The sequence below is a fragment of the Rhodanobacter panaciterrae genome (assembly GCF_014651895.1).
GTDB lineage: Bacteria > Pseudomonadota > Gammaproteobacteria > Xanthomonadales > Rhodanobacteraceae > Rhodanobacter > Rhodanobacter panaciterrae.
On record NZ_BMXT01000002.1, the window covers coordinates 247,574 to 271,989 of the forward strand.

Annotated in this window: 21 protein-coding genes; 12 read left to right on the forward strand and 9 right to left on the reverse strand. The window is 62.8% G+C overall.

The window, feature by feature from the left end:
- Positions 1-213 precede the first annotated feature (213 nt).
- Positions 214-2,415, reverse strand: a complete 2,202-nt coding sequence (locus IE071_RS10525) for a polysaccharide biosynthesis tyrosine autokinase (RefSeq protein ID WP_189441161.1) — start codon at positions 2,413-2,415, stop codon at positions 214-216.
- 32 nt (positions 2,416-2,447) lie between these two features.
- Complete coding sequence (locus tag IE071_RS10530) at positions 2,448-2,882, reverse strand: low molecular weight protein-tyrosine-phosphatase (RefSeq protein ID WP_189441162.1); 435 nt, start codon at positions 2,880-2,882, stop codon at positions 2,448-2,450.
- A 392-nt stretch (positions 2,883-3,274) separates the two neighbouring features.
- On the opposite strand from IE071_RS10530, the gene IE071_RS10535 reads away from it, so the two are divergent.
- The 6 genes from IE071_RS10535 to IE071_RS10560 all read left to right on the forward strand — a co-directional run bounded on the left by IE071_RS10535 (position 3,275) and on the right by IE071_RS10560 (position 9,148).
- Positions 3,275-3,526: a hypothetical protein gene (locus IE071_RS10535; protein WP_189441163.1), complete on the forward strand. Its 252-nt coding sequence runs from the start codon at positions 3,275-3,277 to the stop codon at positions 3,524-3,526.
- Positions 3,527-3,758: 232 nt separating this feature from the next.
- The gene (locus IE071_RS10540; protein WP_189441164.1) at positions 3,759-4,028 is read left to right on the forward strand and encodes a hypothetical protein; all 270 of its coding nucleotides are present in this window, start codon (positions 3,759-3,761) and stop codon (positions 4,026-4,028) included.
- Positions 4,029-4,205: 177 nt separating this feature from the next.
- Positions 4,206-5,231: a polysaccharide biosynthesis/export family protein gene (locus IE071_RS10545; RefSeq protein WP_189441165.1), complete on the forward strand. Its 1,026-nt coding sequence runs from the start codon at positions 4,206-4,208 to the stop codon at positions 5,229-5,231.
- 74 nt (positions 5,232-5,305) lie between these two features.
- On the forward strand, positions 5,306-6,046 hold the full coding sequence (locus tag IE071_RS10550; protein ID WP_189441166.1) for a YjbF family lipoprotein: 741 nt from the start codon (positions 5,306-5,308) through the stop codon (positions 6,044-6,046).
- A complete protein-coding gene (locus IE071_RS10555; RefSeq protein ID WP_189441167.1) occupies positions 6,043-6,813 on the forward strand; it encodes a capsule biosynthesis GfcC family protein in 771 nt (256 codons plus the stop codon). The genes IE071_RS10550 and IE071_RS10555 overlap by 4 nt, the downstream gene beginning before the upstream one ends.
- A 277-nt stretch (positions 6,814-7,090) precedes the next feature.
- A complete protein-coding gene (locus IE071_RS10560; protein WP_189441786.1) occupies positions 7,091-9,148 on the forward strand; it encodes a YjbH domain-containing protein in 2,058 nt (685 codons plus the stop codon).
- A gap of 155 nt (positions 9,149-9,303) precedes the next feature.
- Here IE071_RS10560 and IE071_RS10565 read toward each other — a convergent pair whose 3' ends face one another.
- Positions 9,304-9,675 carry a Rieske (2Fe-2S) protein gene (locus IE071_RS10565; RefSeq protein WP_189441168.1) on the reverse strand — a complete coding sequence of 124 codons (372 nt, stop codon included), beginning with the start codon at positions 9,673-9,675 and terminating at the stop codon, positions 9,304-9,306.
- Between the two features lie 77 nt (positions 9,676-9,752).
- On the opposite strand from IE071_RS10565, the gene IE071_RS10570 reads away from it, so the two are divergent.
- The 3 genes from IE071_RS10570 (at position 9,753) to IE071_RS10580 (ending at position 12,815) form a co-directional block, all read left to right on the forward strand.
- The gene (locus IE071_RS10570) at positions 9,753-10,052 is read left to right on the forward strand and encodes a hypothetical protein (protein WP_189441169.1); all 300 of its coding nucleotides are present in this window, start codon (positions 9,753-9,755) and stop codon (positions 10,050-10,052) included.
- Positions 10,053-10,154: 102 nt separating this feature from the next.
- The gene (yedA, locus tag IE071_RS10575; RefSeq protein WP_189441170.1) at positions 10,155-11,066 is read left to right on the forward strand and encodes a drug/metabolite exporter YedA; all 912 of its coding nucleotides are present in this window, start codon (positions 10,155-10,157) and stop codon (positions 11,064-11,066) included.
- 360 nt (positions 11,067-11,426) lie between these two features.
- On the forward strand, positions 11,427-12,815 hold the full coding sequence (locus IE071_RS10580; protein ID WP_189441788.1) for a short-chain fatty acid transporter: 1,389 nt from the start codon (positions 11,427-11,429) through the stop codon (positions 12,813-12,815).
- Between the two features lie 94 nt (positions 12,816-12,909).
- Here IE071_RS10580 and IE071_RS10585 read toward each other — a convergent pair whose 3' ends face one another.
- The 4 genes from IE071_RS10585 to IE071_RS10600 all read right to left on the reverse strand — a co-directional run bounded on the left by IE071_RS10585 (position 12,910) and on the right by IE071_RS10600 (position 17,587).
- On the reverse strand, positions 12,910-14,184 hold the full coding sequence (locus IE071_RS10585) for an ABC transporter permease (RefSeq protein ID WP_189441171.1): 1,275 nt from the start codon (positions 14,182-14,184) through the stop codon (positions 12,910-12,912).
- A gap of 11 nt (positions 14,185-14,195) precedes the next feature.
- Positions 14,196-15,362 carry an ABC transporter permease gene (locus IE071_RS10590; protein ID WP_189441172.1) on the reverse strand — a complete coding sequence of 389 codons (1,167 nt, stop codon included), beginning with the start codon at positions 15,360-15,362 and terminating at the stop codon, positions 14,196-14,198.
- A 238-nt stretch (positions 15,363-15,600) separates the two neighbouring features.
- Entirely contained in the window at positions 15,601-16,287 is a 687-nt protein-coding gene (locus IE071_RS10595) for an ABC transporter ATP-binding protein (RefSeq protein WP_189441173.1), read from the reverse strand.
- Positions 16,288-16,345: 58 nt separating this feature from the next.
- Positions 16,346-17,587, reverse strand: a complete 1,242-nt coding sequence (locus IE071_RS10600) for an efflux RND transporter periplasmic adaptor subunit (protein WP_189441174.1) — start codon at positions 17,585-17,587, stop codon at positions 16,346-16,348.
- A gap of 393 nt (positions 17,588-17,980) precedes the next feature.
- Here IE071_RS10600 and IE071_RS10605 point away from each other — a divergent pair, with 393 nt between their 5' ends.
- From IE071_RS10605 to IE071_RS10615, 3 genes are all read left to right on the forward strand, one after another.
- Positions 17,981-18,667 (forward strand): fumarylacetoacetate hydrolase family protein, encoded by a 687-nt coding sequence (locus IE071_RS10605; RefSeq protein ID WP_189441175.1) that lies wholly within the window; start codon positions 17,981-17,983, stop codon positions 18,665-18,667.
- A gap of 83 nt (positions 18,668-18,750) precedes the next feature.
- Positions 18,751-19,161: a large-conductance mechanosensitive channel protein MscL gene (mscL, locus tag IE071_RS10610; RefSeq protein ID WP_189441176.1), complete on the forward strand. Its 411-nt coding sequence runs from the start codon at positions 18,751-18,753 to the stop codon at positions 19,159-19,161.
- Between the two features lie 136 nt (positions 19,162-19,297).
- The gene (locus IE071_RS10615; RefSeq protein WP_189441177.1) at positions 19,298-20,740 is read left to right on the forward strand and encodes a M20/M25/M40 family metallo-hydrolase; all 1,443 of its coding nucleotides are present in this window, start codon (positions 19,298-19,300) and stop codon (positions 20,738-20,740) included.
- A 123-nt stretch (positions 20,741-20,863) separates the two neighbouring features.
- Here IE071_RS10615 and IE071_RS10620 read toward each other — a convergent pair whose 3' ends face one another.
- Together IE071_RS10620 and IE071_RS10625 are read right to left on the reverse strand one after the other, a co-directional pair.
- A complete protein-coding gene (locus IE071_RS10620; RefSeq protein ID WP_189441178.1) occupies positions 20,864-21,256 on the reverse strand; it encodes a hypothetical protein in 393 nt (130 codons plus the stop codon).
- 58 nt (positions 21,257-21,314) lie between these two features.
- Positions 21,315-24,410, reverse strand: a complete 3,096-nt coding sequence (locus IE071_RS10625) for an efflux RND transporter permease subunit (protein ID WP_189441179.1) — start codon at positions 24,408-24,410, stop codon at positions 21,315-21,317.
- Positions 24,411-24,416: the final 6 nt, after the last annotated feature.

The following is a 24,416-nucleotide window of genomic DNA, read 5'->3' on the forward strand; positions in this document are numbered from 1 at the left end:
TTGGATCAGGTTGTCTAACAGGAGCCAAACGGCTCAAAAAACATTGAGGCAAGTTTTAACCGTTGATTATGAGTGTTCGTATTGCAGAGGCGGTATTTGTGCTTTGCTCCTCCCCTGTTCTGGAGGGGAGGAGCAAGAGCTCTACCCCTCCTCAGTCCTCCCCTGCAAAAGCAGGGGAGGAGGCACATGGGGAGGAGGCAGAGCGGCAAACACTTATTTGGCGGTTTTGTATTCGTAGTAGCCGTAGGAGTAGTAGCCAGCACTGCGGCGCTCAACGGCATTGAAGATGGCACCCTTGATTTCCACACCGTTCTGCTCGAAACGCTGCTTGGCCAACCCAATCTCGCGTGCCTGGTTGAGGCCAAAGCGCACTACCAGCAGGCTGGTGCCAGCCTGGTGGCCGATTACGGCTGCGTCGGTCACCGCCAGGATCGGCGGAGTGTCGATGATGATCAGGTCGTACAGCGGCATCAGCTTGTTCAGCAAGGCCGTGAAGTTCGCATGCATCAGCAGTTCGGAGGGGTTCGGCGGGATCTTGCCGCGGGCAATGAAATGCATGCCGTCGACGCTAGCCACAGCGCGGATCGCAACAGTGGTGTCTATTTGCCCAGCAATGAGTTCGGACAGGCCGTTCTCGGGTTTGCCGCCCAGGACCTTGTGCTGACCACCCTTGCGCATGTCGGCATCGATCAACAGCACCTTCTGGCCAGCCTGGGCAATCACCGCACCCAGGTTGGATGAAACAAAGGTCTTGCCGGCGTTGGGGCTGGAGCCGGAGATCATCAACAGGTTGTTCTTCGCCTCCAGTCGGGCGAAATGCAGGCTGGTGCGCAGACTGCGCAGCGCCTCGGTGGCCAGATCCGCCGGCGCGTCCACCGCAAGCAAATGTTGTCGGCCATCACTGCGGCGATGCGGGCCACGCAGGGAGATGCTGCGCTCCTGTTCGCTCATCGGGATCGACGCGTACACCGGCAGGCCAAGCTGCTCGATATCCGCAGGATCTTCCACGCCGCGATTGAGCATCTGACGCAGAAAGATGAAAGCGACAGCCAGGAAGCCGCCGAGGAAAGTGCCGCCGAGCGCGATGACTGCCTTCTTCGGCTTCACCGGGCGGCTGGTGTCCGCTGCGGCCTTGTCGATGATGCGCACATTACCGACGGTGCCGGCACGGGCGATATCCAGTTGCTGGGCCTGATTGAGCAGGCTGGTATAGGTGTCATTGCTGACCTGCACATCACGGGTCAGCCGCAGCAGTTCCTGCTGGGTGTCCGGCAACTGGCCAACCTGCTTTTCCATCGCAGCCTTCTGCGCATCCAGTTGACCGATCTGCTGCATCAGGGCCTTGTAGGCCGGATGCTCAGGGGTGAACCGGCGCTCCATATCGGCTTGCTGCATGCGCAACTGCTGGATGCTGGTCTCGATCGCCACTTCTTGGTCCAGCAAGCCCTTGGTCTGCATGGTGATGTCGACCGAATGCGCCTGGGTCTGGTACGCGTTCAGCGCCGTAGTGGCCTTTTCCAGGTCGCGCCGCACGTTCGGCAGTTGTTCCTTGACGAACTTCAGGCTGTTGGCGGCTTCGGCGGAATTACGATCCACGTTTTGGCGCACGTACAGCTCGCTGACCTGGTCGAGCAGGTTGGTGGCCAGTTCCGGGTCGGCGTTGTTGTAAGTCAACGCGATGATGCCCGAGTCCTTGCCTTGCTCGCTGGCATTGACGTCCTGCTGCAATTGGGTGATCACGGCCAGGTCGCGCTGGCGCACCACGTCGAAGCGCATGCCCGGATTGGCGGCCAGCGCCTTCACCTGGATGGTCACGCCGTGGCCGTTGGCGGATTGCCCGACTTGACCACTGAGCAGAGTGTTGTTGTCGTCATCGAGCAGGGTGTAGGCGCCGTTCTTGCCGGCAATCAAGGTCAACGACTTGTCCAGCAAGCTGGCAGGGACATCCAGCTGGAAGATATCCAGCGTCGAACCGCCCCAGTCATAGCTGTTCATGCCGAACTTGGGCGGTGCCACAGCGCCGGCTTGATCTGGCGAGTAACGACGAGCAATGAAACTGCCAATCATTGGGAAGCGTCGCGGCGTGACGTTGATGGCCAAATGAAGGTTGTCGGCCGCCGCGCCGATCACCGTGCGAGAGGTAATCAGCGCTATCTCGGTGGTGGCCTCCGAATTTGACGCGCCCAATGTCTGGGTGATCGCGCTGAGGCCCGGCAAGTTGGGCACTTTCTGCTCCACCTGCACGATCGCATTGGCCTGGTAGACCGGGGTGGCCAGCAAGGCGTAGGCCACGCTGATCACGAAAAACAGGCCGGTAACCAAGATGATCAGCCATTTATGGTCGATCAACGTACCGAGCAGTGCGCCCAGGTCGATTTCGTCATCGCCCTGCGATGGAGTTTGCGTAGCAGCCATTCAGGTGGTCGTCTCTTTGAAATGAATGTGAGTTACAGGTAGCGCAGCCAGCTATCAACACCTTGCGTGATCATGCCGTAAACATGGTCGAACGCGACGCGCTGCTGTCGATAGGGGTCGGGGATGTCCCGTCCCTGCAACCATTTGTCGAATATGAAAATCTTGCCGCTGGCTTCCGGCGCCAGTCGGACCATGGCATCCACATGGCTTTTTTCCATGCCAAGCACCAGGTCGGCCTCTCGCAGCATGGCCGGCGTGAGTTGCCGGGCGCGATGTGCCGCGCCGTCGATGCCATGCTCAGCCAGCAATTGCATCGCGGTCGTATCCATGGAATGCCCGGCAAGCGCGCCGAGGCCGGCGCTGCTCAACTGGATATCGCGTGGCGCCAAACGTTGCCGAAACAGGTATTCGGCAGTCGGGCTACGACAGATGTTGCCTATGCAGACGGTCAAGATCCGTTTGAACACTGTACTGAATGACTCCTCAAGTGCTGGACGCTGGTAAAGCGGGTTGCTCGTCGACTCAGCCGACTGCGCCCGATCAGGTCCATCCTGGAAAACTCCTTGAACTGGATGTTTCCTGCATCCTTTGCCCCGAATCATGCTGCATAGGGACGCTGCGGACCGTTCCGCCATGCAAATCCATGCAACAACCACCGCCGAGCCTTCCATCCAGCCGTTCTCGATGAAAACGCGACGGAGGCACGTGTTTCGGGGGATGCGACATGATAGCTGATGCTGGCCAAATTGATCGTTCCACCCCACCGGGGACATATATCCCCTTCAGTTTGATTGTGGCTATACTTGTCAACACATATATCTGCCGCTTGAAAAAGAGCGCACTTCCCGGGGGGTCTTCCATGAAGAAATTGATCGTTGCATTGCTGGCGAGCGGCCTGATGGGTTCGGCCTTTGCCCAGTCCACCCAACAGCAGCCGACAACGCCACCACCGGCCGCCGCACCGACTGTGCCTGGCGCCAAGGCAGCCAGCACCGCGTCGCTGGGTGAGCTGACTCCGTTCTACGTGGTCGCCGGTGTCGTTGCTGTTGCCGCGATCGTGGTCGCCTCCAGCGGTAGCAGCAAGAAGTCAGGCACAACTGGCACTCACTGACATCGCCATGTTTTGGATAAAGCCGCGCCAGGCAACGCCTGACGCGGCTTTTTTATGGCCCAGGATCTCCGCCACGACTGCAGACGAGAGCTGTCGGCAAAATCACGCTTCATCACACAGCCACACCATACTGAAGCGAATGGATTGAACCGGCCATATATAGTCTCTTCACATGGACACCACTATACTTTCGATGCTCATGAGTACAGGGCCACGACACAAGGAGTTACGCATGAAGATGCTATTAGCTGCACTTTTGGCCACTGGCCTGATGGTTTCAGGACTTGCTCAGGCCGCTGCTACGCCACAACCGAATACCTCGCAAAGTCAGGCGCAGACGCCAGCGGTTGCAGGTGCTGCCGCTGCTAGTACCGCATCCACGGGCGGAATCTCAGCGGCCCAAGTGGTTGCTGTGAGCATTGCTGTCGTCGCAACAGCGGCAGTCGTTTACGGCGCCACCCGCAGCAATAACCGCACCACCGGTACCACTGGTACCCATTAACCCTGTAGTTTCAGTAAAGCAAACGTGCCGAGTCAGTCGGCACGTTTGCTTTTGCTGTGTCCACCGTTTCTTCGCGAACCCAGTGAGTTCTACCAAACCGTGAAAAAGCTCTCCGTCTTGACCGCTATTGCCCTCGCCTCGCTGCTGAACGGTTGCATGTGGGCACCGGGACAGCACATGTCTTCCAATAGCCTGGTTCGTGGCGATTCGGCAGACAACAGTCAAGTTGAATTGATACCGATCACGCCGAAGCTGCTGGCGATGAATCGGGCTGGGGCACAGGCAGCGGCGATATCGCCGGCACTGCTGGCGTATCAACCGGAGCCGTACGTCATCGGTGCAGGCGACACCTTGTACATCACGGTGTGGGATCACCCCGAACTGACCTCGCCTGCTGGCCCACAGCAGCAAACGCTGGCCAATGGCCGTCTGGTACGTTCGGACGGCACGCTGTTCTATCCGTATGTCGGCAGCATCAAGGTCGCCGGCATGACGATCGAGGATCTGCGTCAGGCGATCAGCAGCAAGCTCGCCGCCTACGTCGAGAAGCCGCAGGTCGACGTCAGCGTGATTGGCTATGGCAGCCAGCGCGTGCTGTTGCAGGGTGCATTCGTGAAGACCGATCCGCAGCCGATCACGGCGGTGCCGTTGACCCTGTCACAAGTGCTGGGCACGGCCACCATCAATACCGAACAGGCCAATCTGTCCGGTTTGGTGCTGACCCGCGACGGCCACGACTACCATCTGGATTTGGATGCATTGAACGGCGACAAGAGCCTGGCGCAAGACATTTACCTGAAGCCGGGTGATCGCCTGTTTCTGCCGTACAACGACCGCCAGGAAGCGTATGTCATGGGCGAAGTCATGCGCCCGATGGCGATCAGCTTCAAGACCGCCGACCTCACGCTGACCCAGGCGCTTGGCCGTGCCGGCGGCCTCAATCCGACGACGGCGAAAGGCAACGCGGTGTATGTGATTCGCGGCATGGAAGATCTGGAACAGGCACCTGCCAAAGTCTTCCAACTCGATGCGCAATCACCGGCAGCGTTTGCCCTGGCTGATCAGTTCATGGTGAAACCGGGCGATGTGGTGTTTGTAGGTCCGGCCGGCGTGACCCGCTGGAACCGCCTGCTCACCCAGCTGTTGCCGCTGTCGGGCCTGATCAGCAACGCAGCCAGCGCGAACTACAATCTCGGTCACTGATCGTCACTGATGGTTTCATTGCGCACTTTCACACGCCCCTGCAGGCATAGCCCGATAAGGATGAGGACCCAGGCTTGCAACCGGACCAGTTGACGAACAGCGCGCAGACCACGACGCCAAAAGCACGCACAGCCACCCATCATGCCGTGCCGCGCAGGCGCAGCCTGTTGCTGGTTGCATGGCCACTGTTGCTGCTGGCGCTGCATGGCTGCAGCGACCTGTCGCGGTCCACCGTCGATGCGGCAAAGCTCGCGGTGCACCGACGCCCGCATGTGGAGCCTACGGCTGCCGAGGTGGCGGCCAAGCCGTATTTCCAGTTGCAGGTAACCAGCCCGGTCGGCAGCGCCGTGTTGATTCTCGGCAACGTGGATGGCTCGCGCGAGGCTTGGTATGGCACCAACCAGGTGGCGATTTTCATCGAACATGGCCGGGTGGTGAAAACCATCGGCCTGAGTCAGAACCTCGATGGCGTGCAATTGCCGGCCGATGACCCGTTCGCACGTGGCCTGCAAACCCTCAGTACGCCGATGAATTACCGCATGGGCAAGGACTGGTCACCCGGTTATCGCTACGGTGTACCGGTCGATGCCACGCTGACACCGGCCGGCCATGAGCAGATCAGCATCCTCGGCACCACCCACCAGGTGCTGCGCGTGGACGAACAACTAAGCGCGCCAGCCTTGCATTACCGCGCTACCAATCATTACTGGGTGGATCCGCAAGACGGCTTCATCTGGAAGAGCGAACAGCAAGTGGCACCCGGACTGACCCTGCAACTGGTGCAGTTGCGGCCGTACCGCGAGAAGCAGTCGTGAAGCGCGCGTTGTATGTGCTGTTGATGCTGGTCTGGTCTGCTGCCGCAAGCGCCGTGCAGGTGCAGGCTGACGGCGCCGTGACTCATGCCGGCCTCCAAACACTGAAGGACCCAGCCCGCCTCAGCGACGCAGCGCTGGCCGCGCAACCGCTACCGCAGGCGTACATCTTGGGCGCCGCATGGTTGCGACCGAGCCTGCTGGAATCGCAGCAGCGGCTCAAGGCTGGCGTGTTGTTTGATCTCGGTAGCCTGCGCCAGCGCGCGCATGGCAAAGGAAAGCAGGAGCTGGCCAGAATCGTCGGCGCAATGGTGGACTGGATCACCTCGCTACCGGTCACCGGCCGGCAGTCAGCAGCCCTGCTTGATCCACGCGCAGTCGAGGCCAGCCCGCCGGAAAATCATCCGCTGGCCGCCGGCGACCGCCTGTATTATCCGCTACGCCCTGAAACCATTCGTGTGGTCGGCGCGGTGCAACAGCCGTGCACGTTGCCGCTGGTGCCATTGCAGGATGCGCGCATTTATCTGGCCGCTTGCGCGAGTAGCAGTGAAGCGGATCCGGACAGCATCCAGGTGATCGAACCGGATGGCCGAGTGTTCGTGCAGGGTATCGCACTGTGGAATCGCAGCGTGCCATTGGTGCTGGCACCGGGGGCGGTGATCTATGTGCCGCTGAGGACACGGGCGATCCAGTTGGTGGATCCCGCGTTGAATGGCGACATCGCGACGTTCCTTGCCACACAGCTGTTGCCTGGGCCGGGAGTGGAGTGATGGGTTTTTGCGAAGAGCTTTACCCCCTTCCCTTGAAGGACTCCCGCGAAAAAGCTGTGCTCCCTCCCCTGCGCGCAGGGGAGGGCCGGGGTGGGGTCGCTCTTGATCTCCTTGCCAGCCCAAACCACTCCCTCCCAACCTCCCCCTGCGACCGAAGGAAGTCCCTTTGGGGCAAGCAGGGGGAGGAGCAAGTCAGGCACAGGAACCCACCGGTTTGAACAAGCTCCAGCACATCCGCCGTCGTTGCACCTGCCTGTTGCCGCTGGCTGGCTGGTTGATGACCTGCGCCGTGCATGCGCAAAGCGCGCCCACGCAGAGCGATTTCGGTGGCGCCGGGTTGTTGCAGACCCCGACTGCACGGATGGCCGACGAAGGTGAGGTGGCGTTCACCGCGAGCCGTACGTCTCCTTATACACGCTACAACTTCACGCTGCAGCCGCTGCCATGGCTGGAGAGTGCTTTCCGCTATTTGAATATTGCCAATGTCCCATACGGAATCGTACCAAACAGCAATTCTCAAAGTTACAAAGATAAATCAATCGACGTTAAGGTACGTCTGTGGCCTGAAACCCATTACTTACCAGCGTTTTCGGTGGGCATCCGCGATTTGGGTGGTACCGGCCTGTTCTCTAGCGAGTATGTGGTTGGCAACAAACGCTTTGGGTCGATGGACGCTAGCCTCGGACTGGCATGGGGATACATGGGTAATCGGGGCGATATCGCCAATCCCCTCGACGTATTAAGTGACAAGTTCAAGATTCGTCCAGGCGGCTTTTCGGGAACAGGTGGCAACTTCAATACCAGTCACTATTTCCGTGGCCGGCCGGCCTTCTTCGGTGGCATCAGCTACCAGACGGCATGGCAACCGCTGATCCTGAAGCTGGAATACGAAGGCAACAACTACAAGCACGAGCCGTTCAAGAACAACCAGCCGCAACGCACGCCGATCAACGTGGGCGCGGTCTACCGGCTCAACCGCGGCGTCGACCTGAGCTTGGCGCTGGAGCGAGGCAGGGTCGCGATGTTCGGTTTCACCCTGCATACCAATCTGGCCGAAAGCCCCGGCCCGACCAAGTTGCTTGATCCGCCACCGCCCGTACGTACGCAAACGCCGCCCACGCAAACACCTCAACAAGTCGATTGGTCGGCGGTCAGCACCGAGCTGCGCAGCAATGCCGGCATTGAGGTGTCCAAGATCACCCGCCGTGGCCGCGAAGTGCTGGTCACCGGCGAGCAGCAGCGCTATTTCTACCCAGCCAAGGCGCTGGGTCGTACCGCTCGCGTGCTGGACAACCAGCTTGGAGCGGACATCGACTGGTACACCGTGGTGGCCACTCGCGAAGGCATGCCCATTGTGGCCACCAGCGTGCATCGGCAACGCTTCGATGATCTGCTCGACTACAACATCGACCTGTCGACGTTCCGGCGCAGCGTCGAGCAGGACACGCCGCTGCCACAGCGCGAGGAAGTGTTGTATCGCGCGACACCGAAGAAATTCGACGGCGGTTTCTCGCTGGGTTTCAGCGAGTCGCTGGGTGGCCCGGATGCGTTCGTCCTGTATCAGGTTTCCGCCGATTACGACGCGAACTATCACTTCACTCCGAACCTGTGGTGGAGCGGCGGCTTCAGTGCGAACCTGCTCAACAACTACGACAAGTTCAAGTACGACGCGCCGAGCAACCTGCCGCGCGTACGTACTTATGTGCGCGAGTATCTGACCAGCTCTCGCATCACGATGCCTACGTTCCAGCTCACCACCAGTCGCCAACTCGGCACCGATCTGTACGGCCTGGCTTATGCCGGCATGCTGGAAAGCATGTACGGCGGCGTGGGTGGCGAAGTGTTGTACCGCCCGATGGGCGAGCGCTGGGCGATTGGCGCCGACGTCAACTGGGTCAAGCAGCGCGGTTTCGATCAGGATTTTTCATTCCGCCAATACCATGTCGCCACCGGCCAGGTGACCGGCTATTTCAACCTCGGCTACAAGGATGTCACGCTGGCACTCAGCGCCGGGCGCTACCTGGCGGGTGACTGGGGCACCACCATCGATGTCTCGCGCGAATTCCGCAACGGCGTGCGGATGGGTGCGTATGCCACCTTCACCAATGTCTCAGCTGCGCAGTTCGGCGAAGGCAGTTTCGACAAAGGCATCTACATCTCGATTCCGTTCGACCTGATGCTACCCAGTTCGCATGTGCGCAGCGCCAACATCATGTGGCAACCGCTGCTGCGCGACGGCGGCGCACGCCTCAACAAGCGCTACACGCTGTACGACCTGACCAGCGATCGCGACAGCGACCTGTTCCAGGACAACCTGCAGCAGATCACCGAATAGTCGTTGCCGTGCTCCCTCCCCTGCCTGCAGGGGAGGGTTGGGGTGGGGTCGCTCTTGATCGTGAAGTCAAAAGCCTCACCCCCTCACCTGAAGGATTCCCTTCGGTCACCAACCTCCCCCTGCCGAGCAGAGGGAGGAGCAAAGCGCAGACAGCGCTACGCCAGCTTTACCTCACCATCTTCCACCTGCACTGCGACTTCGCGCAGGTGTTCGCCGCGGCACGGGCCGGCGATGCACAGACCATCGGCCTGGTTGAAGGTGGCGCCGTGCACGGCGCAGATCAGGGTGTCGTTCTTCAGCAGGAATTTGCCCGGGGCGTAGTCGAGCCGACGCGCGGTATGCGGGCAGATGTTGAGATAGCCGCGCACCTGCTCGCCACGCCGGAGCAGGATCACGCTGCTCTGTTCGGGATCGGCCTCGCCATCGGCCAGCATGGCGTCGACCGCGGTGGCACCGCCATCGGGAATCTCGTCCAGCCGGCATAACGCCTGCCGGTGCGGCAATTCGGCGGGGGAAACTGTATCCATCGGCACTTGCCTCGCAGGCCGGATGGCCCCATGGTTGTCGCGTAAGTCGTTGATTTTACCACACGGATTTTTAACACATGCATTTTTCCATGCCTTCCATGCGACCAAAGGGAGTCCCCTTGGGACGCCGCCCTCGCCATCCGCTGGTTCGTGCCTTGTCGCTGCTGTTGGGCGTGGCCTTGATTGGCGTGTTGCTGGTGTTCGGGCTGGTAGTCGCCGGTGTCTTGCTGGTTGGTAGTGTCGTGCTGCTGGCCGTGCGTCAGTGGAAGCTCGGCCGCGCTCCGGCGAGGTCCGCCGCGCCGAACACGCCCCATCAACCGGCCGTGCTGGAAGGCGAGTTCGTGGTGATCCGGCAGGGTCGGCCGGTCGCGCACTGAGCGCCAGCATCTCGACCAAAGTCGCCCCATGACGGGGAAGCCGCTTGGCGACAAGCGGAGTGGGCTCGCGGATAATGCGCCGTCCCCACACGATCCGACCCCATGTCCGATACCTCTGCCAGCGCCGCGGCTGCATCGCCGCGCAGCCTGACCGATCCCCGCTTCCTGATACCGCTGGCGCTGTTCGCGCTGTACGTGATCTGGGGCTCGACCTATCTGGGCATCCGTTACGCGCTGGAAAGCTATCCGCCGTTCCTGCTTGCCGGCGTGCGTTTCCTGTGCGCCGGCGTGGCACTGTACGGTTTCCTGCGACTGCGCGGGATGGCGCCACCGACACCATTGCAATGGCGCAATGCCGCGTTCACCGGCCTGCTGCTGCTCGGGATGGGCAATGGTCTGGTGTGTTTTGCCGAAGAACGGGTGAGCTCGGGTATCGCCGCCGTGGCGGTGGCCAGCATGCCGTTGTTCGCCGCGCTGTTTTCCGGCATGTACGGCGAGTGGCCAAACCGGCGCGAGAGCATCGGCCTGGCGATCGGCTTCGCCGGCGTGATCGTGCTGAACCTGGGCAGCAGCCTGTCCGGTTCGCGACTCGGCGCGCTGGCGCTGCTGGTCGCCGCGATGTGCTGGGCCTTCGGCTCGGCCTGGAGCCGCCGCCGGGAGATGCCGCCGGGGCCGATGAACACCGCCGCGCAGATGCTGTGCGCCAGCGTCGCCCTGCTGCTGGTTGGCTTCGTCAGCGGCGAACGGCTGCCGGCGCATCCGACCACGCGGGCTACGCTGGCGCTGGTCTATCTGGCCGTGTTCGGTTCGATCATCGCGTTCAGTGCGTTCCTGTATGTGCTCAAGCGCGCGCGGCCGGCCGTGGCCACCAGCTACGCCTACGTGAATCCGCCGGTGGCGGTGCTGTTCGGTGTTTTGCTGGCCAGCGAACACGTGGGGCCCTACGACCTCGCCGGCATGGCGATCATCCTGTTCGGCGTAGCGGTGATCACGTTGGCGAAGCAGAAGCGCTGAATGATGGACTCCCTCCCCTGCTTGCAGGGGAGGGCTGGGGTGGGGTTGCTCTTCGCCAAAGCAAGATCAAAAGCCACCCCCTCCTAACCTCCCCCTGCTAGCAGGGGGAGGAACGACCAGGGCCGCTAGCTTTGCTCCCTCCCCTACTTGTAGGGGAGGGTTGGGGAGGGGTTGCTCTTGCCCTCCCCGCCACCCTGCGCCCCCGCCTCCCCCTGCTTTGCAGGGGGAGGGGCAAACGTGGCGGCGCGATTTAGCTCCATTGAAGCTAGACCTTGGTCGGCTTGCCCGCGCAGTCGGTTGGGCGCGACGATGTCGCGATCACCGACGGAGAGCCGCATGAACGCATCGCGAGACGGATGGATGGCGCGCGCAGCCTTGCGCAGCGCAGCCTGGGCAGAACGCTGGTTCCCCGACGCCTGGGTGTTCGCCGCGCTCGGCGTAGTGACGGTGGCGCTGGCGGCATTCGCTTTCGGCGCCACGCCCACAGCGGCGGTGAGCGCATTCGGCGATGGTTTCTGGAGCCTGATCCCGTTCACCATGCAGATGGCGTTCGTGGTGATCGGCGGCTACGTGCTGGCCACTGCGCCGATCGTGGCGCGCTTCATCGATCTGCTCGCACGCGCACCGCGCACCGGACGGGGCGCGATCGTCTATGTGGCGCTGGTCAGCATGCTGGCGTCGTTGCTCAGCTGGGGCTTCTCGCTGGTGTTCGGTGGATTGCTGGTGCGCGCACTGGCGCGGCGCACTGATCTGCGCATGGATTACCGCGCCGCTGGTGCGGCGGCGTACCTCGGCCTCGGCGCGATCTGGGCGATGGGACTGTCCTCATCGGCAGCGCAGTTGCAGGCGAACCCGGCCAGCATGCCGCCGGGCCTGCTGGCGATTACCGGTGTGCTGCCTTTCAGCGAGACGATCTTCCTGTGGCAGTCGTTCGTGCTGACCGGCGTGCTGATCGTGGTGTCGCTGCTGATCTGCTGGTTCACCGCGCCATCGGACGCGAACGCGCGCACCGCGCAGGATTTCGACATCAGCGAAACCTCGACACCTGTGCTGCCGCCGCGCACGCGTCCGGGCGAGTGGCTGGAATACAGCCCATTGCTGTCGCTGGCGATCGGCCTGCTCGGACTGGGCTGGCTCGGCCATGAGTTCGCCAGCAAACCGGCGATCAGTGCGATCGCGAATCTCAACACCTACAACTTCCTGTTCCTCACGCTAGGCATCCTGCTGCATTGGCGTCCGCGCAGTTTCCTCGATGCGGTGAGTCGCGCGGTGCCCAGCACCTCCGGCGTGCTGATCCAGTTTCCGTTGTACGGCGGCATCGCCGCGATACTGACTCATGTGCCCGGTGCCGATGGCGCCACGCTGGCACACCGTCTGTCGAACCTGTTCGTGCATGTCGCCGGCACTGAAAGCTTCCCGGCAGTGATGGGCGCGTATTCGGCCATCCTCGGTTTCTTCGTGCCGTCCGGTGGCGGCAAGTGGCTGGTCGAGGCGCCGTACGTGATGCAGGCAGCGAACGATCTGCACGTGCATCTGGGCTGGGCGGTGCAGGTGTACAACGCGGCCGAGGCGTTGCCGAACCTGGTCAACCCGTTCTGGATGCTACCGTTGCTCGGCGTGCTGGGGCTGAAGGCGCGCGACGTGGTCGGCTACACCTTCATGCAGTTGGTGGTGCACGTGCCGCTGGTGCTTGGCATGCTGTGGCTGCTCGGCTTGACGCTGACCTATGTGCCGCCGGTGATGCCGTAGCCATCGCGTGTAGGAGCGCACCCTGTGCGCGAATGCTTTTGATTCGAAATCGCATAGAGCATTCGCGCACAGGGTGCGCTCCTACAAATCGGCGTTACAGTTCGCGCAACGCTGTGGTCACCGGCAACCGCGCAGCACGCACGGCCGGGAACAGGCCGCCGATGAAGCCGATCGTGAGCGCCCACAACAGGCCGACCCACAACAGTTCCGCCGAAACTTTTAGTTCGAAGCTGAGCTTGCCGACCGTGCCGGCCGCCAGCGTGGAGGCGCTGTAGCCGTTGAAAACCAGCCATGCCAGCACACCGCCGATCAGGCCACCAAGCAAGGCCAGCAACATGGTTTCCAGCATCACCGCCACCACCACCGGCAGGCCGCGGAAACCGATCGCGCGCAGCGTGGCGATCTCGCGGGCACGTGCCGCGACTGCGGCAAACATGCAGTTGAGTGCGCCGAAGATCGCGCCGATCGCCATGATCGAGCCGACCACAATGCCGATGATGGTGAGGAAGGTGCTCATGCCTTCGGACTGCTTGCTGAAGTAGTCCAGCGTGGTGCTGACATCGACCTTGAGTTGCGGGTTCGCTTCCAGCTCGGTCTTGAAGGCATCGAACGCCTTGGGGTCGGCCAGCTTCACGGTAACTGACGCGCGGCTGCTGCCGCGGCGATAGGTGTCGGCCACTACGCCCGCGTCGCCCCATACCTCGGAATCCATCGCATCGCCAGAGGCGAACACGCCGACCACGGTCCACATCTGGCTGCCGAGACGGATCTCGTGACCCGGCTCCAGTCCGGCGAACTGCTTCGCCGCACCCTTGCCGACAATCAGCTCGCGCATGCCGGGATTGAACTTGCGGCCCTCGATGATCTTCAGGTTCGGCCGCACCGCCCAGGCCTGCTCACCGACACCGCGCAACTGCACGCTGCCCTCGTCGTCCGCACTGCCGCCTTTCAGCGGCAGGTTTGCTGCGACCACCAGCTCGGGCGAGGCGATCGGTTGTCCCTTCGCATCCTTGGCGATGCCGACGGCCTGCGGGATCAGGGTGACACTGTCGTGGTCGAGCACCGACATCACTTCAGACGCGGAGGCGCCACGCATCACGATGGCGGTATCGGCGCTGCCGGTCTTGTTCAGCGTCTCGCGGTAGCCGTCACTCATCGCCAGCAAGGCGACCAGCACGGCGACCACGCCGGCGATGCCCACCACGATCACCGACGACATGCCGAGTCGCTGCCTGAGCGTGCTGATGCCGACCGAGGTGATCGAAACCGCCTGCCGGCCCTGCCGGGTCAACAGCATCCAGATCGCCAGGAAGGCCGCGGACACCAGCGCAAAAGTGGAAAACAACAACATCAGAAAATGCAGGAACATGCTCGTTCTCCTCAGCGCCCGGCCAGTGCATCGACGATATTCAGACGCATCGCGCGGATCGCCGGCAACGCGCCGACCAGCAGCCCGACCACGACCATCAGCAGCAACCCGTGCGTCCAGATGCCCGCATCCACCGGGGCCATTGGTATCGCACCGCCCATCTTCGACTGGATGCCACCCACCATCAGCATCGCCAGACCAAGGCCCAGCACGCCGCCGAGCAACAGCAGCAGCACCGACTCGGCCAGCACCATCGCCAGCACGCTATGGCTGGAGAAACCAATCGTCTTCAACACCGCCAGTTCGGAAGTGCGCTCGCGCACCGCCTGCATCATGGTGTTGCCCGACAGCAGCAGCAGGGTGAAGAACACCGCGCCCATGATCGAACTGACGATCAGCCCGATGTCGGCCAGCTGCTTCATCCAGTTGGCAGTCGCGGCGGCCTCGGTCTGCGTACGCGTCTCATGATCGGAGTTGGCCGAAATCGCATCGATCGCCTTGGCCACGCGATCGGCTTGATTGACGTCGGTGACGCGCGTGACATACCAGCCCACCGTGCCGCGGTTGTATGGCGTGGTCTCGTCGAAGTACTTCCAGTTCAGCAGGAACATCTGATCGTAGAAACCACCGGCCTTCTTGTCCTTCGAATGCAGGATGCCGACGATGTCGAACGTCCAGTTCTTGCTGCCTTCGTGGTTCGGAAAGATCGTCGACTGCATCGGGATCTTGTCGCCCACCTTCCAGTGAAACCGTTCGGCCAGCTTCTCACCGACCAGCGCACCGGTGCGGGTATTGTCGAATGCCTTGCGCTCGGCCGCGCTCACCTGCATCTCCGGATAGAGATCGAGGTAGTTCGGTTCCACCGCGAAGCTGAAGACCTGGTTGTGCGGATCCTGATAGGCGCCGCCGAACCAGTTCGCGTAAGTCACCATTTTCACGCCTGGCACCTGCGCGATGCGTGCTTCGAGTGACTGCGGCAGGGTCTGGATGAAGGAAAGCCGGGAGCCGGTCTGTAAGCGTTCCGCGCCATTCGCGCTGTTGCCGGCCTGGTCGAATCCGGTGCGCACCGCATCGAGCATGCCGAACAGCAGGAACGCGGCGATGATCGACACCAGGGTGAGTATCGTGCGGGTCTTGCGCCGGAACAGCGCCGCCCAGATCAGATGAAGGTATTTCATGACGGGACCCTCTCAAGATCATTCGCGTATTGCTCCCTCCCCTGCGTGCAGGGGAGGGCTGGGGTGGGGTCGCTCTGTACCGCAAAGTCAAAAGCCTTACCCCCTCCCAACCTCCCCCTGCACGCAGGGGGAGGAGCAAGAGCCGTGCTCCCTCCCCTGCTTGCAGGGGAGGGTTGTGACCGGAGGAAATCCCTGTGGGAGGGTGGGGTCGCTTTTGTCGACACGCGCGCGGCCATCATCACACCAGCGCCTGCTCGACCAACGTGCCCTTGTCCAGATGCAGCGTATGGCTGGCGTATTCGGCTGCCTTCGGATCATGCGTGACCATCACGATGGTCTTGCCGTGTTCGCGGTTGAGCTGCTGCAGCAGGCCGAGCACGTCTTCCGCGGACTGGCGATCAAGATCGCCGGTCGGCTCGTCGCAGACCAGCAGGGTCGGGTCGGACACAATGGCGCGGGCGATCGCCACACGCTGTTGCTGACCACCGGACAGCTCGCTCGGCTTGTGCGTGGCGCGATCGGCCAGACCCACTAGCTGCAACGCGATCGAGGCGTTTTTCTTCCGCTGGGCACTCGAGAGCTTGGTGAGCAGCAGTGGCAGTTCGACATTGCGCTGCGCCGACAGCATCGGCATCAGGTTGTAGAACTGGAATACGAAGCCGACGTTGGATGCGCGCCATTTCGCCAGCGCACCGCCACCGAGCTGGTCGATGCGCTGGCCGCCCACGGTGATGCTGCCGGCGCTCGGCGTGTCGAGACCACCCATCAGATTCAGCAAGGTGGTCTTGCCGGAACCGGACGGCCCCATCAACGCGAGGAAGTCGCCTTCGGCGATCGCCAGGTTGACGTGGTGCAGCACCTCGACCTTCTGCTTGCCGCGTTCATAGGTCTTGGCGAGATTCTGGATATCGATCAATGTGCCCATGTGTTTCTCCGGATGCCGTGTGACTGTCGCGGCGGAAGCCGCTGCAAAAGAAATCGTTCTATGGCGTTGCGGTTTTCATCTGGACGGCCGAACCATCATGCAGATCGGCCGGTGGCGATATCACCACGCTGTCACCCGGCTTCACCACCGCCGGCAGCAGGCACAGCTCACCGTAAGCCTGCGTGGCCCGATTCACCGTGCGCTGCCGCACCACGCTGCCGTCGACGACGAACACCACGCTGTGGCCGTCGCGCTGCACGATCGCCGTGGCCGGTACCAGCACGCCCTGCGGTACCTGCGTGGTGGCCTCCGCTTTCTCTTCCAGAAACGACACGCGCGCGCCCATGTCAGGCACCACACGCGCATCCTTCTTTTCCAGCGCCACACGCACCTTGATGGTGGCCTTGCCACGATCGGCTGTCGGCACGATGGCGACCACGTGGGCGGGAATCTTCCAGTCGGGATACGCGTCCAGCACTGCCTCGGCCGCCATGCCGGGCTTGACCCTGCCGATATAGGCCTCGTTGACGTCAACGTCGACTTCCAGCGAGTCCATGTCGACGATCGTGCCCACGCCGGTGCGAGTGAAGCCGCCGCCCGCTGAGAACGGCGAGATGATCTCGCCGACCTGCGCATCCTTGGTGGTGATCACGCCAGTAAATGGTGCACGTACTACGCAGTAATCGAAATTGACCTTCGCCTGGATGACCTGTGCATCGGCCGACATGGCCTGCTTCTGCTGCGACTTGAGCTGGGCACGCGTGCTGTCGGCCAGTGTCAGCGCCTGCTCGGCCGCCTGTTTCGACACGAGTCCTTGCGCAGCCAGCGACTGCTGCCGTGCTGTGTCGCGCAGGTTCTGCGCAAGCTGGGCCTGGTATTGCACCACCAGCGCATGCGCCGCGGCCGCCTGTGCCGTGGCCGTATCCAGGGCCGCCTTGTAGGCACTGTCGTCCAGCCGCGCCAGCACCTGATCCTTGGTGACGTGATCGCCTTCTTCGATCAGCACCGCGGTCAGCGTGCCGGTGATCTGCGCCGATACCGTGGCCTGCCGCCGCGCGGTGACGTAACCGGTCGCCTGCAGCACCGCACCGGCCTCGCTGTTGGAACTGGGTGCGATCGCCGTGGCGGTCTGTACGGCCACCGCGCGATGACCGGACAGCATCCAGCCGGCACCGCCGAGCAAGACCAGCAGCATGACCACGCCACCGACGATCCACGGCCAACGCCCCGGACCACGGTCGTGGTCGTCGCGCTGGTGGCGCTCGATGCGCAGTTCCTTCAACAGTTCAGCGTTATCCACTCACGTTCCCCGCCCGGCATGCCGGTTGCTCGATAGGTGCAAGATTGGCCGATCGGCCGCAGCACGATCAGGGTGCGACATCAGCCATCGTCGATGACAGGTGTCATCCGGGCGGGCTCCATGAGTCGATGTAGAGCTTCAAGCCCATCGTGGGTCGCCTTGGTGGAGAAAGGGGTGCTTTCCAGGACGACGAACGCGATCGAAGAAAATCGACATCCGCTTGGAAACTTCCCGAAACCCCGGCGACCAGGCTCGCGTACCGTTGCGGTCATTGCGGCGCGATTGCCGGGAGCTGCGCAGAGAGTAACCTTCCGCGCATTGCGGCTGCCACCTCATGTCGACTATGTGTGTGGACGCGCGACGGTGCTCAAGCGCTTTGCTACGCTTGCCGGCATGACCTACGCCATTGCCGCACCAGCCCAGCCCAGCCTGCCGATCAGCGGCAGTGACCTGCGTTTTCCGATCCGCCGGGTGTTCTGCATCGGCCGCAATTACGCCGAGCATGCGCGCGAGATGGGCGCCAGCGTGGACAAGGCCGCGCCGATGTTCTTCTGCAAACCAGCCGATGCGGTGGTCAGCGACGGCGCCGATGTGCCGTATCCGCAAGCCACCACCGACCTGCATCACGAAGTGGAGATGGTGGTGGCGCTCGGTGCTGGCGGGCACGATCTCACGTCTGAGCAAGCCGCCGCGCTGGTATGGGGCTACGGCGTGGGGCTGGACCTGACCCGTCGCGACCTGCAGGCACAGGCCAAGGCGAAGGGACATCCATGGGACGTGGCCAAGGGGTTCGATCACTCCGCGCCGGTCTCGGCCTTGCGTCCGGCCGCGGAGGTCACACTGACCGCCGACAGCGTGCTGCGACTGAGCGTCAACGGCGAGCTGCGTCAGCAGACCACGCTGGGTGAAATGGTGCATGGCGTGCCGCAAATTATTGCGGCGCTGTCCACGCTGTTCGAACTGAAAGCCGGCGACCTGATCTTCACCGGCACGCCGGCCGGTGTTGCTGCGTTGCAGCGCGGCGACCGCTTCCATGCCGAGCTGGTCGGCGTCGCCGAACTGGACGGCCGGGTCGTCTGAATTCGTGTATTGGCCCCCTGTGCGAGATCAAAGCACTGCGCTAAAGTCCATAGGCCATTCGGCCCAATCCACGGAGAAAAAGCATGAGCATGCTGCAGGAATTCAAGGCTTTCGCCATGCGCGGCAGCGTTGTTGATCTGGCGGTCGGTGTTGTCATCGGCGGCGCGTTCGGCAAGATCGTCAGCTCGTTGGTAGACAAGATCATCATGCCGCCGATCGGCATGCTGACCGGCGGCATCGACTTCAGCCAGCTGAAGTGGGTGCTCAAGCCGGGCGATGACAGTGATCCGAAGCACAAGATCGCCGAAGTGGCGGTCGGCTATGGCGACTTCATCAACACCATCATCACCTTCCTGATCATCGCAGCCGCGATCTTCGTGGTGGTCAAGATGATCAACAGCATGCAGAAGAAACAGGAAGAGGCACCCGCCGCGCCGCCGGCCGATGTGGCCTTGCTCACCGAGATCCGCGATCTGCTGAAGAACAAGCCGTAAAGCGACGATCCACCTCCGAGGGCCGGGCCGCTTTCTGTGGCCCGGCCCTTGTCGTTTCCGTGGCATGCATGACTTCTGGCCTAAGCGACAGCTGCCGGTCGCGCCATAATCAGGATTCACCCTGCGGAGTTCCCCGATGCGCCCTGTTCCCCTCACCCTGCTCGCCGCCAGCCTGCTGCTGGCCACTGGCATTGCCAGCGCCGCCAATCCGACCACCACGATTTCCGCTACGGCCGTAAAGACGGCCGAACAGTTGCGTGACAAAGCGATGCTCGACGACACCGGCTACCGGATCGTCGAGTCGCTGACTACTGAAATCGGCCCGCGCCTGGCCGGCAGCGACGCCGACCAGCGCGCTCGCGACTGGGCCGTGGCCAAGTTCAAGGCACTCGGCTACGACAAGGTCTACACCGAAGAGGTGAAATATCCGCTGTGGGTGCGCCGCAGCGAACACGCCGCGATCGTCGCGCCGTTTCCGCAGTCACTGGTGCTCAGCGCGCTGGGTTATTCGCCGGGCACACCGAAAGGTGGACTCACGGCCCAGGTGGTGAAGTTCGACAGCCTGGATGCGCTGAAGGCCGCCGACCCGGACAGCGTGAAAGGCAAGATCGTCTACATCGGCTATCGCATGCAGCGCGCCAAGGACGGTCACGATTACGGCATGGGTTCGGCCGTGCGCACCGGTGGCCCGGTGCTGGCGCAAACCAAGGGCGCCGCCGGCTTTCTGCTGCGCTCGGCCGGCACCGACGCGGACCAGCGGATTGCACATACCGGCGTGACCGGCTTCCGCGATCCGGCCAAGGCGATTCCCGCCGCCGCTCTGTCCAACCCCGACGCCGACCAGCTTGAGCGCATCCTGGCCTATGGCAAACCGGTCACGCTGAAGCTGGATCTGGACTGCGGTGTGGTCGGCGAATACACCGGCGCCAACGTGATCGGCGAGATCACCGGTCGCAAGCATCCCGATCAGGTGGTGGCGATCGGCGGTCATCTGGATTCGTGGGATCCGGGCACCGGCGCGATCGACGACGGCGCCGGCGTGGCGATCGCGATGGCAGCCGGCAAGCTGATCCACGATCTGCCACAACGGCCCGATCGCACGATCCGCGTGATCGCGTTCGCGAACGAGGAGATGGGCCTGTGGGGCGGTCGCGCCTACGCCGACAAGCATGCGGGCGAAGTGGCGAAGTTCCAGCTCGGTACCGAATCCGACTTCGGTGCCGGCCCGGTCTGGCGCATGAGCGCCAGCGTGAAGCCGCAGGCGCGCGACGCGATCGACCAGATCGCCAAGGTGCTGGCGCCGATCGGCGTGGCCTATGACACCAAGAAGCCTGGTGGCGGCGGTTCGGATCTGTCGCAGATGCACGGCAAGGGAATGGCCGCACTGTCGCTGACCCAGGACGGCACGCATTACTTCGACTGGCACCACACCTCGAACGACACGCTGGACAAGATCGACCCGAAGCAACTGGCACAGAACGTGGCCGTGTACGCCACCTTCTCGTACATGGCCGCGCAGGCCGACGGCGACTTCGGCTCGGCGCCCGGCGCGTTTGCCAATGATGGTGCCGGCGAATAAGAGCCTTGCTCCCTCCCCTGCATGCAGGGGAGGGTTGGGGTGGGGTCGCTCTTTGGCGCAAGGTCAAAAGCCAACCCCCTCCCTAACCTCCCCCTGCGTGCAGGGGGAGGAGCAGAACTTTGCTCACTTTGAGTAATACAGCCCGGACGCCACCAGCGGCTCGGGGATGCAGAACGTCTTCTGGAACACGGCGATCGCCACCGGCACCAGCACCTTCTTCTCGACCCCACCGACACTCGCGCACGAGACATTCGACGGCAGCTGGTAATGGATGATGCGCACGGTGTACTGCGGGCAGACATCCGAACAGGGAAACTCGGCGACTACCGGCACGTTCTGATAGCGGCCCAGTTCGACCGTGGTGTTCATCAGCGTGGCCTTGTCCCATGGCTTGCCGGCGTAGGCCTGCAGTGCGGCGGCGTCCATCTGCGCGGGCGCGGTGGCACAGGCGGTGGTACCGAGGCCCGCACCAGCGATAGCCATGAGCACGGTCATGATCGATGTCAGTCTGCGCATGTTCGCTTCCTCGCTGATGGAGAAGCCAGCCTAACCGTCGCCGACCGAACGCTGCAAGTTACTGTGCCGGTAGCGTCTTGCTCTTGCCGGTTCGCTGAAAACGTTGCTGCAACCGATCCATGTAGATGTAGATCACCGGCGTCAGATACAGCGTCAGCACCTGCGAGACGACCAGTCCGCCGACCACGGCCAGACCGAGCGAGCGTCGTGTCTCCGCGCCGGCACCCATGCCCAGCGCGATCGGCAACGTGCCGGCAAATGCGGACATCGTGGTCATCATGATCGGGCGGAAGCGCACCTTGCAGGCTTCGAAAATCGCTTCGTGCGGCGGCATGTTCTCGACGTTCTGCCGTTCCAGCGCGAAGTCGATCAGCATGATCGCGTTCTTCTTGACGATGCCGACCAGCATCACGATGCCGACGAAGGCGAACAGATCCAGCGACGCGTGGAACAGCACCAGGGTAAGCAAGGCACCTACGCCGGCTGCCGGCAGACCGGACAGAATCGTCAGTGGATGGATGAAGCTTTCGTACAGGATGCCGAGCACCAGATAAATCACGAACACCGCCAGGAGCAGCAGCATGCCCATGCCCTGCATCGAGTCCTGGAACGCCTGGGCGGTGCCCTGCACGCTGCCGGAAATCGTCGCCGGCAAACCGATCCGGGCCATCGCGCCGTTCATGCTGGCCACGGCATCGCTCAGCGACACACCCGAGGCGAGATTGAACGACACGGTGACCGCCGGCAACTGACCCTGGTGGTTCACCGTGAGCACCTGCGGCACGCGATCGAAGCTGGCAACCGTGCCCAACGGCACCAGCGTGCCGCTGCTGGAAGTCACATACAGCCGTGACAGCACGGCAGGATCGTTCTGCATCGGACGATCGACCTGCAGGATCACCCAGTATTCGGTGGCCGCGCTGTAGATCGTGGAAATCTGATTGGCGCCGAAGGCGGTACCCAGCGCCGACTGCACCTGCGCCATGGTCAACCCGAGCGGCGCCAGCTTCTCGCGATTCACCTTGACCTCGATCGAGGGACTGTTGAGATCCAGATCGTTGGTGACATCGAGGAAGCCGGGCAGCTGCTGGAACGCCTGGGTCACCTTGTTGCCCCAGCTGTTCAGCGCATCCAGATCGGTCGACTGCAAGGTGTACTGATACTGCGAGTTGGACTGGCGCCCACCGATCTGGATCGCCGGTGGATTCTGGATGAAGGCCTTGACGCCGGTCACCTTGGCGAACTTCTTGCGCAGTTCGGCGATGATCTGGTCCGGTGTCTGCCGCTCGCTGGCCGGCTTCAACACCAGCAGCAGCGAGCCGTTGTTGACGGTGGCGCGCGAACCGCCGGCACCCACCGACGACATGTACGAAGCGACGTTCGGATCCTTGCCGGCAATCTCGGCCAGTTGCTGCTGGCGCGCCACCATCGCGTCGAACGAGGCGCCATCCGGCCCCTGCGTATTCACCCGCAACTGGCCGCTGTCGCCGGCGGGAATGAAGTCCTTCGGCGTCACGTAGAACAGCAGCACGGTCACCGCGAGACTCAACACGAACACCGCCATGACCCACAGCGGTCGACCCATGCTCCATTGCAGGCTGCGCGTATAGCCATTCTGCACGGCGGTGAAACCCCGATCGAAACGGGCGATCACCCAGTTCTTCTTCTCGTGGTCATGTGCCTTGACGAAACGGCTGCACAGCATTGGCGTCAATGTCACCGCCACCACGCCGGAGACCAGGATCGCAACGCTGATCGTCACCGCGAACTCGTGGAACAGCCGCCCGACGATGCCGCCCATGAACATCACCGGGATGAACACCGCGATCAGCGACAAGGTCATCGAGATGATCGTGAAGCCGATTTCGTTGGCTCCCTTCACCGACGCCTCGAACGGCGTCATGCCCGTTTCCATGTGCCTGATGATGTTCTCCAGCATCACGATGGCATCGTCCACCACAAAGCCGACCGCCAGCGTCAACGCCAGCAGCGAGAGATTGTCCAGGCTGTAGCCGAGCGCGAACATCACGCCGAAAGTGCCGATCACCGAGATCGGCAGCGCGACCGCGGGAATCAGCGTGGCCGAAAGATTGCCGAGGAACAGATAGATCACCAGCACCACCAGCAAGCCGGCCAGCAGCAGGGTGTACTGCACGTCGTTGACCGAGTCGCGGATCGACTGCGAGCGGTCGTACAGCACGTTGAGCTTGACCGACGGCGGCAAAGCCGCGCTGAATCCGGGCAGCAAGGCCTTGATCTGATTCACCGTGGAAACGGTATTGGCTCCCGGCTGGCGCTGCACGGCCAGCAGGATCGAGCGCTGGCCGTTGTACCAGCTGGCGACCTGGTCGTTCTGCACGCTGTCTTCGGCATGGCCGACATTGCCCAGCCGCACCGGCGCACCATTGCGGTAAGCCACCACCACGTTGTTGTACGCCGCCGCGCGCATCAGCTGACCATCGCTGCTGACCGGCAACTGCTGCCGTGTGCCGTACAGCGAGCCGGTGGACTGGTTGACGTTGGCGGCGGCAATCGCGCTCTGCACCTGATCGATGCCGATGCCCGCCGCGGCAAGCCGGTCCGGATTGACGTTGATGCGCACCGCGTACTTCTGCGAGCCGTACACGCTCACCTGCGCCACGCCGTCGACCATCGACAGGCGCTGCGCGAGTTCGGTCTCGCCGTAATCGTCAACCGTCGACAGCGGCAGCGTCGACGAGGTCACCGCGATATACAGGATCGGCGCGTCGGCCGGATTTACCTTGCGGAACGTCGGCGGCGTCGGCATCTGCGTCGGCAGCTGGCGCTGCGCCGCCGAGATGGCCGCCTGCACATCCTGCGCCGCGCCGTCGATGCTGCGGTCCAGTTCGAACGTCAAGGTGATCGAGGTGGATCCCAGCGCACTGGTTGAACTCATCTGGCTGATGCCGGCGATGGTCGACAGCTGGGCCTCCAGCGGCGTGGCCACGGCCGACGCCATGGTCTGGGGCGACGCGCCGGGCAGACTGGCCGAAATGCTGATGGTCGGAAAATCGACGTTCGGCAATTCGTTGACCGGCAACTGCGGATAGCCAACGATGCCGAACACCAGCAGCGCCGCCATCAGCAACGTGGTCATCACCGGTCGGCGGATGCAGAGTTCCGGCAGATTCATGCGCGC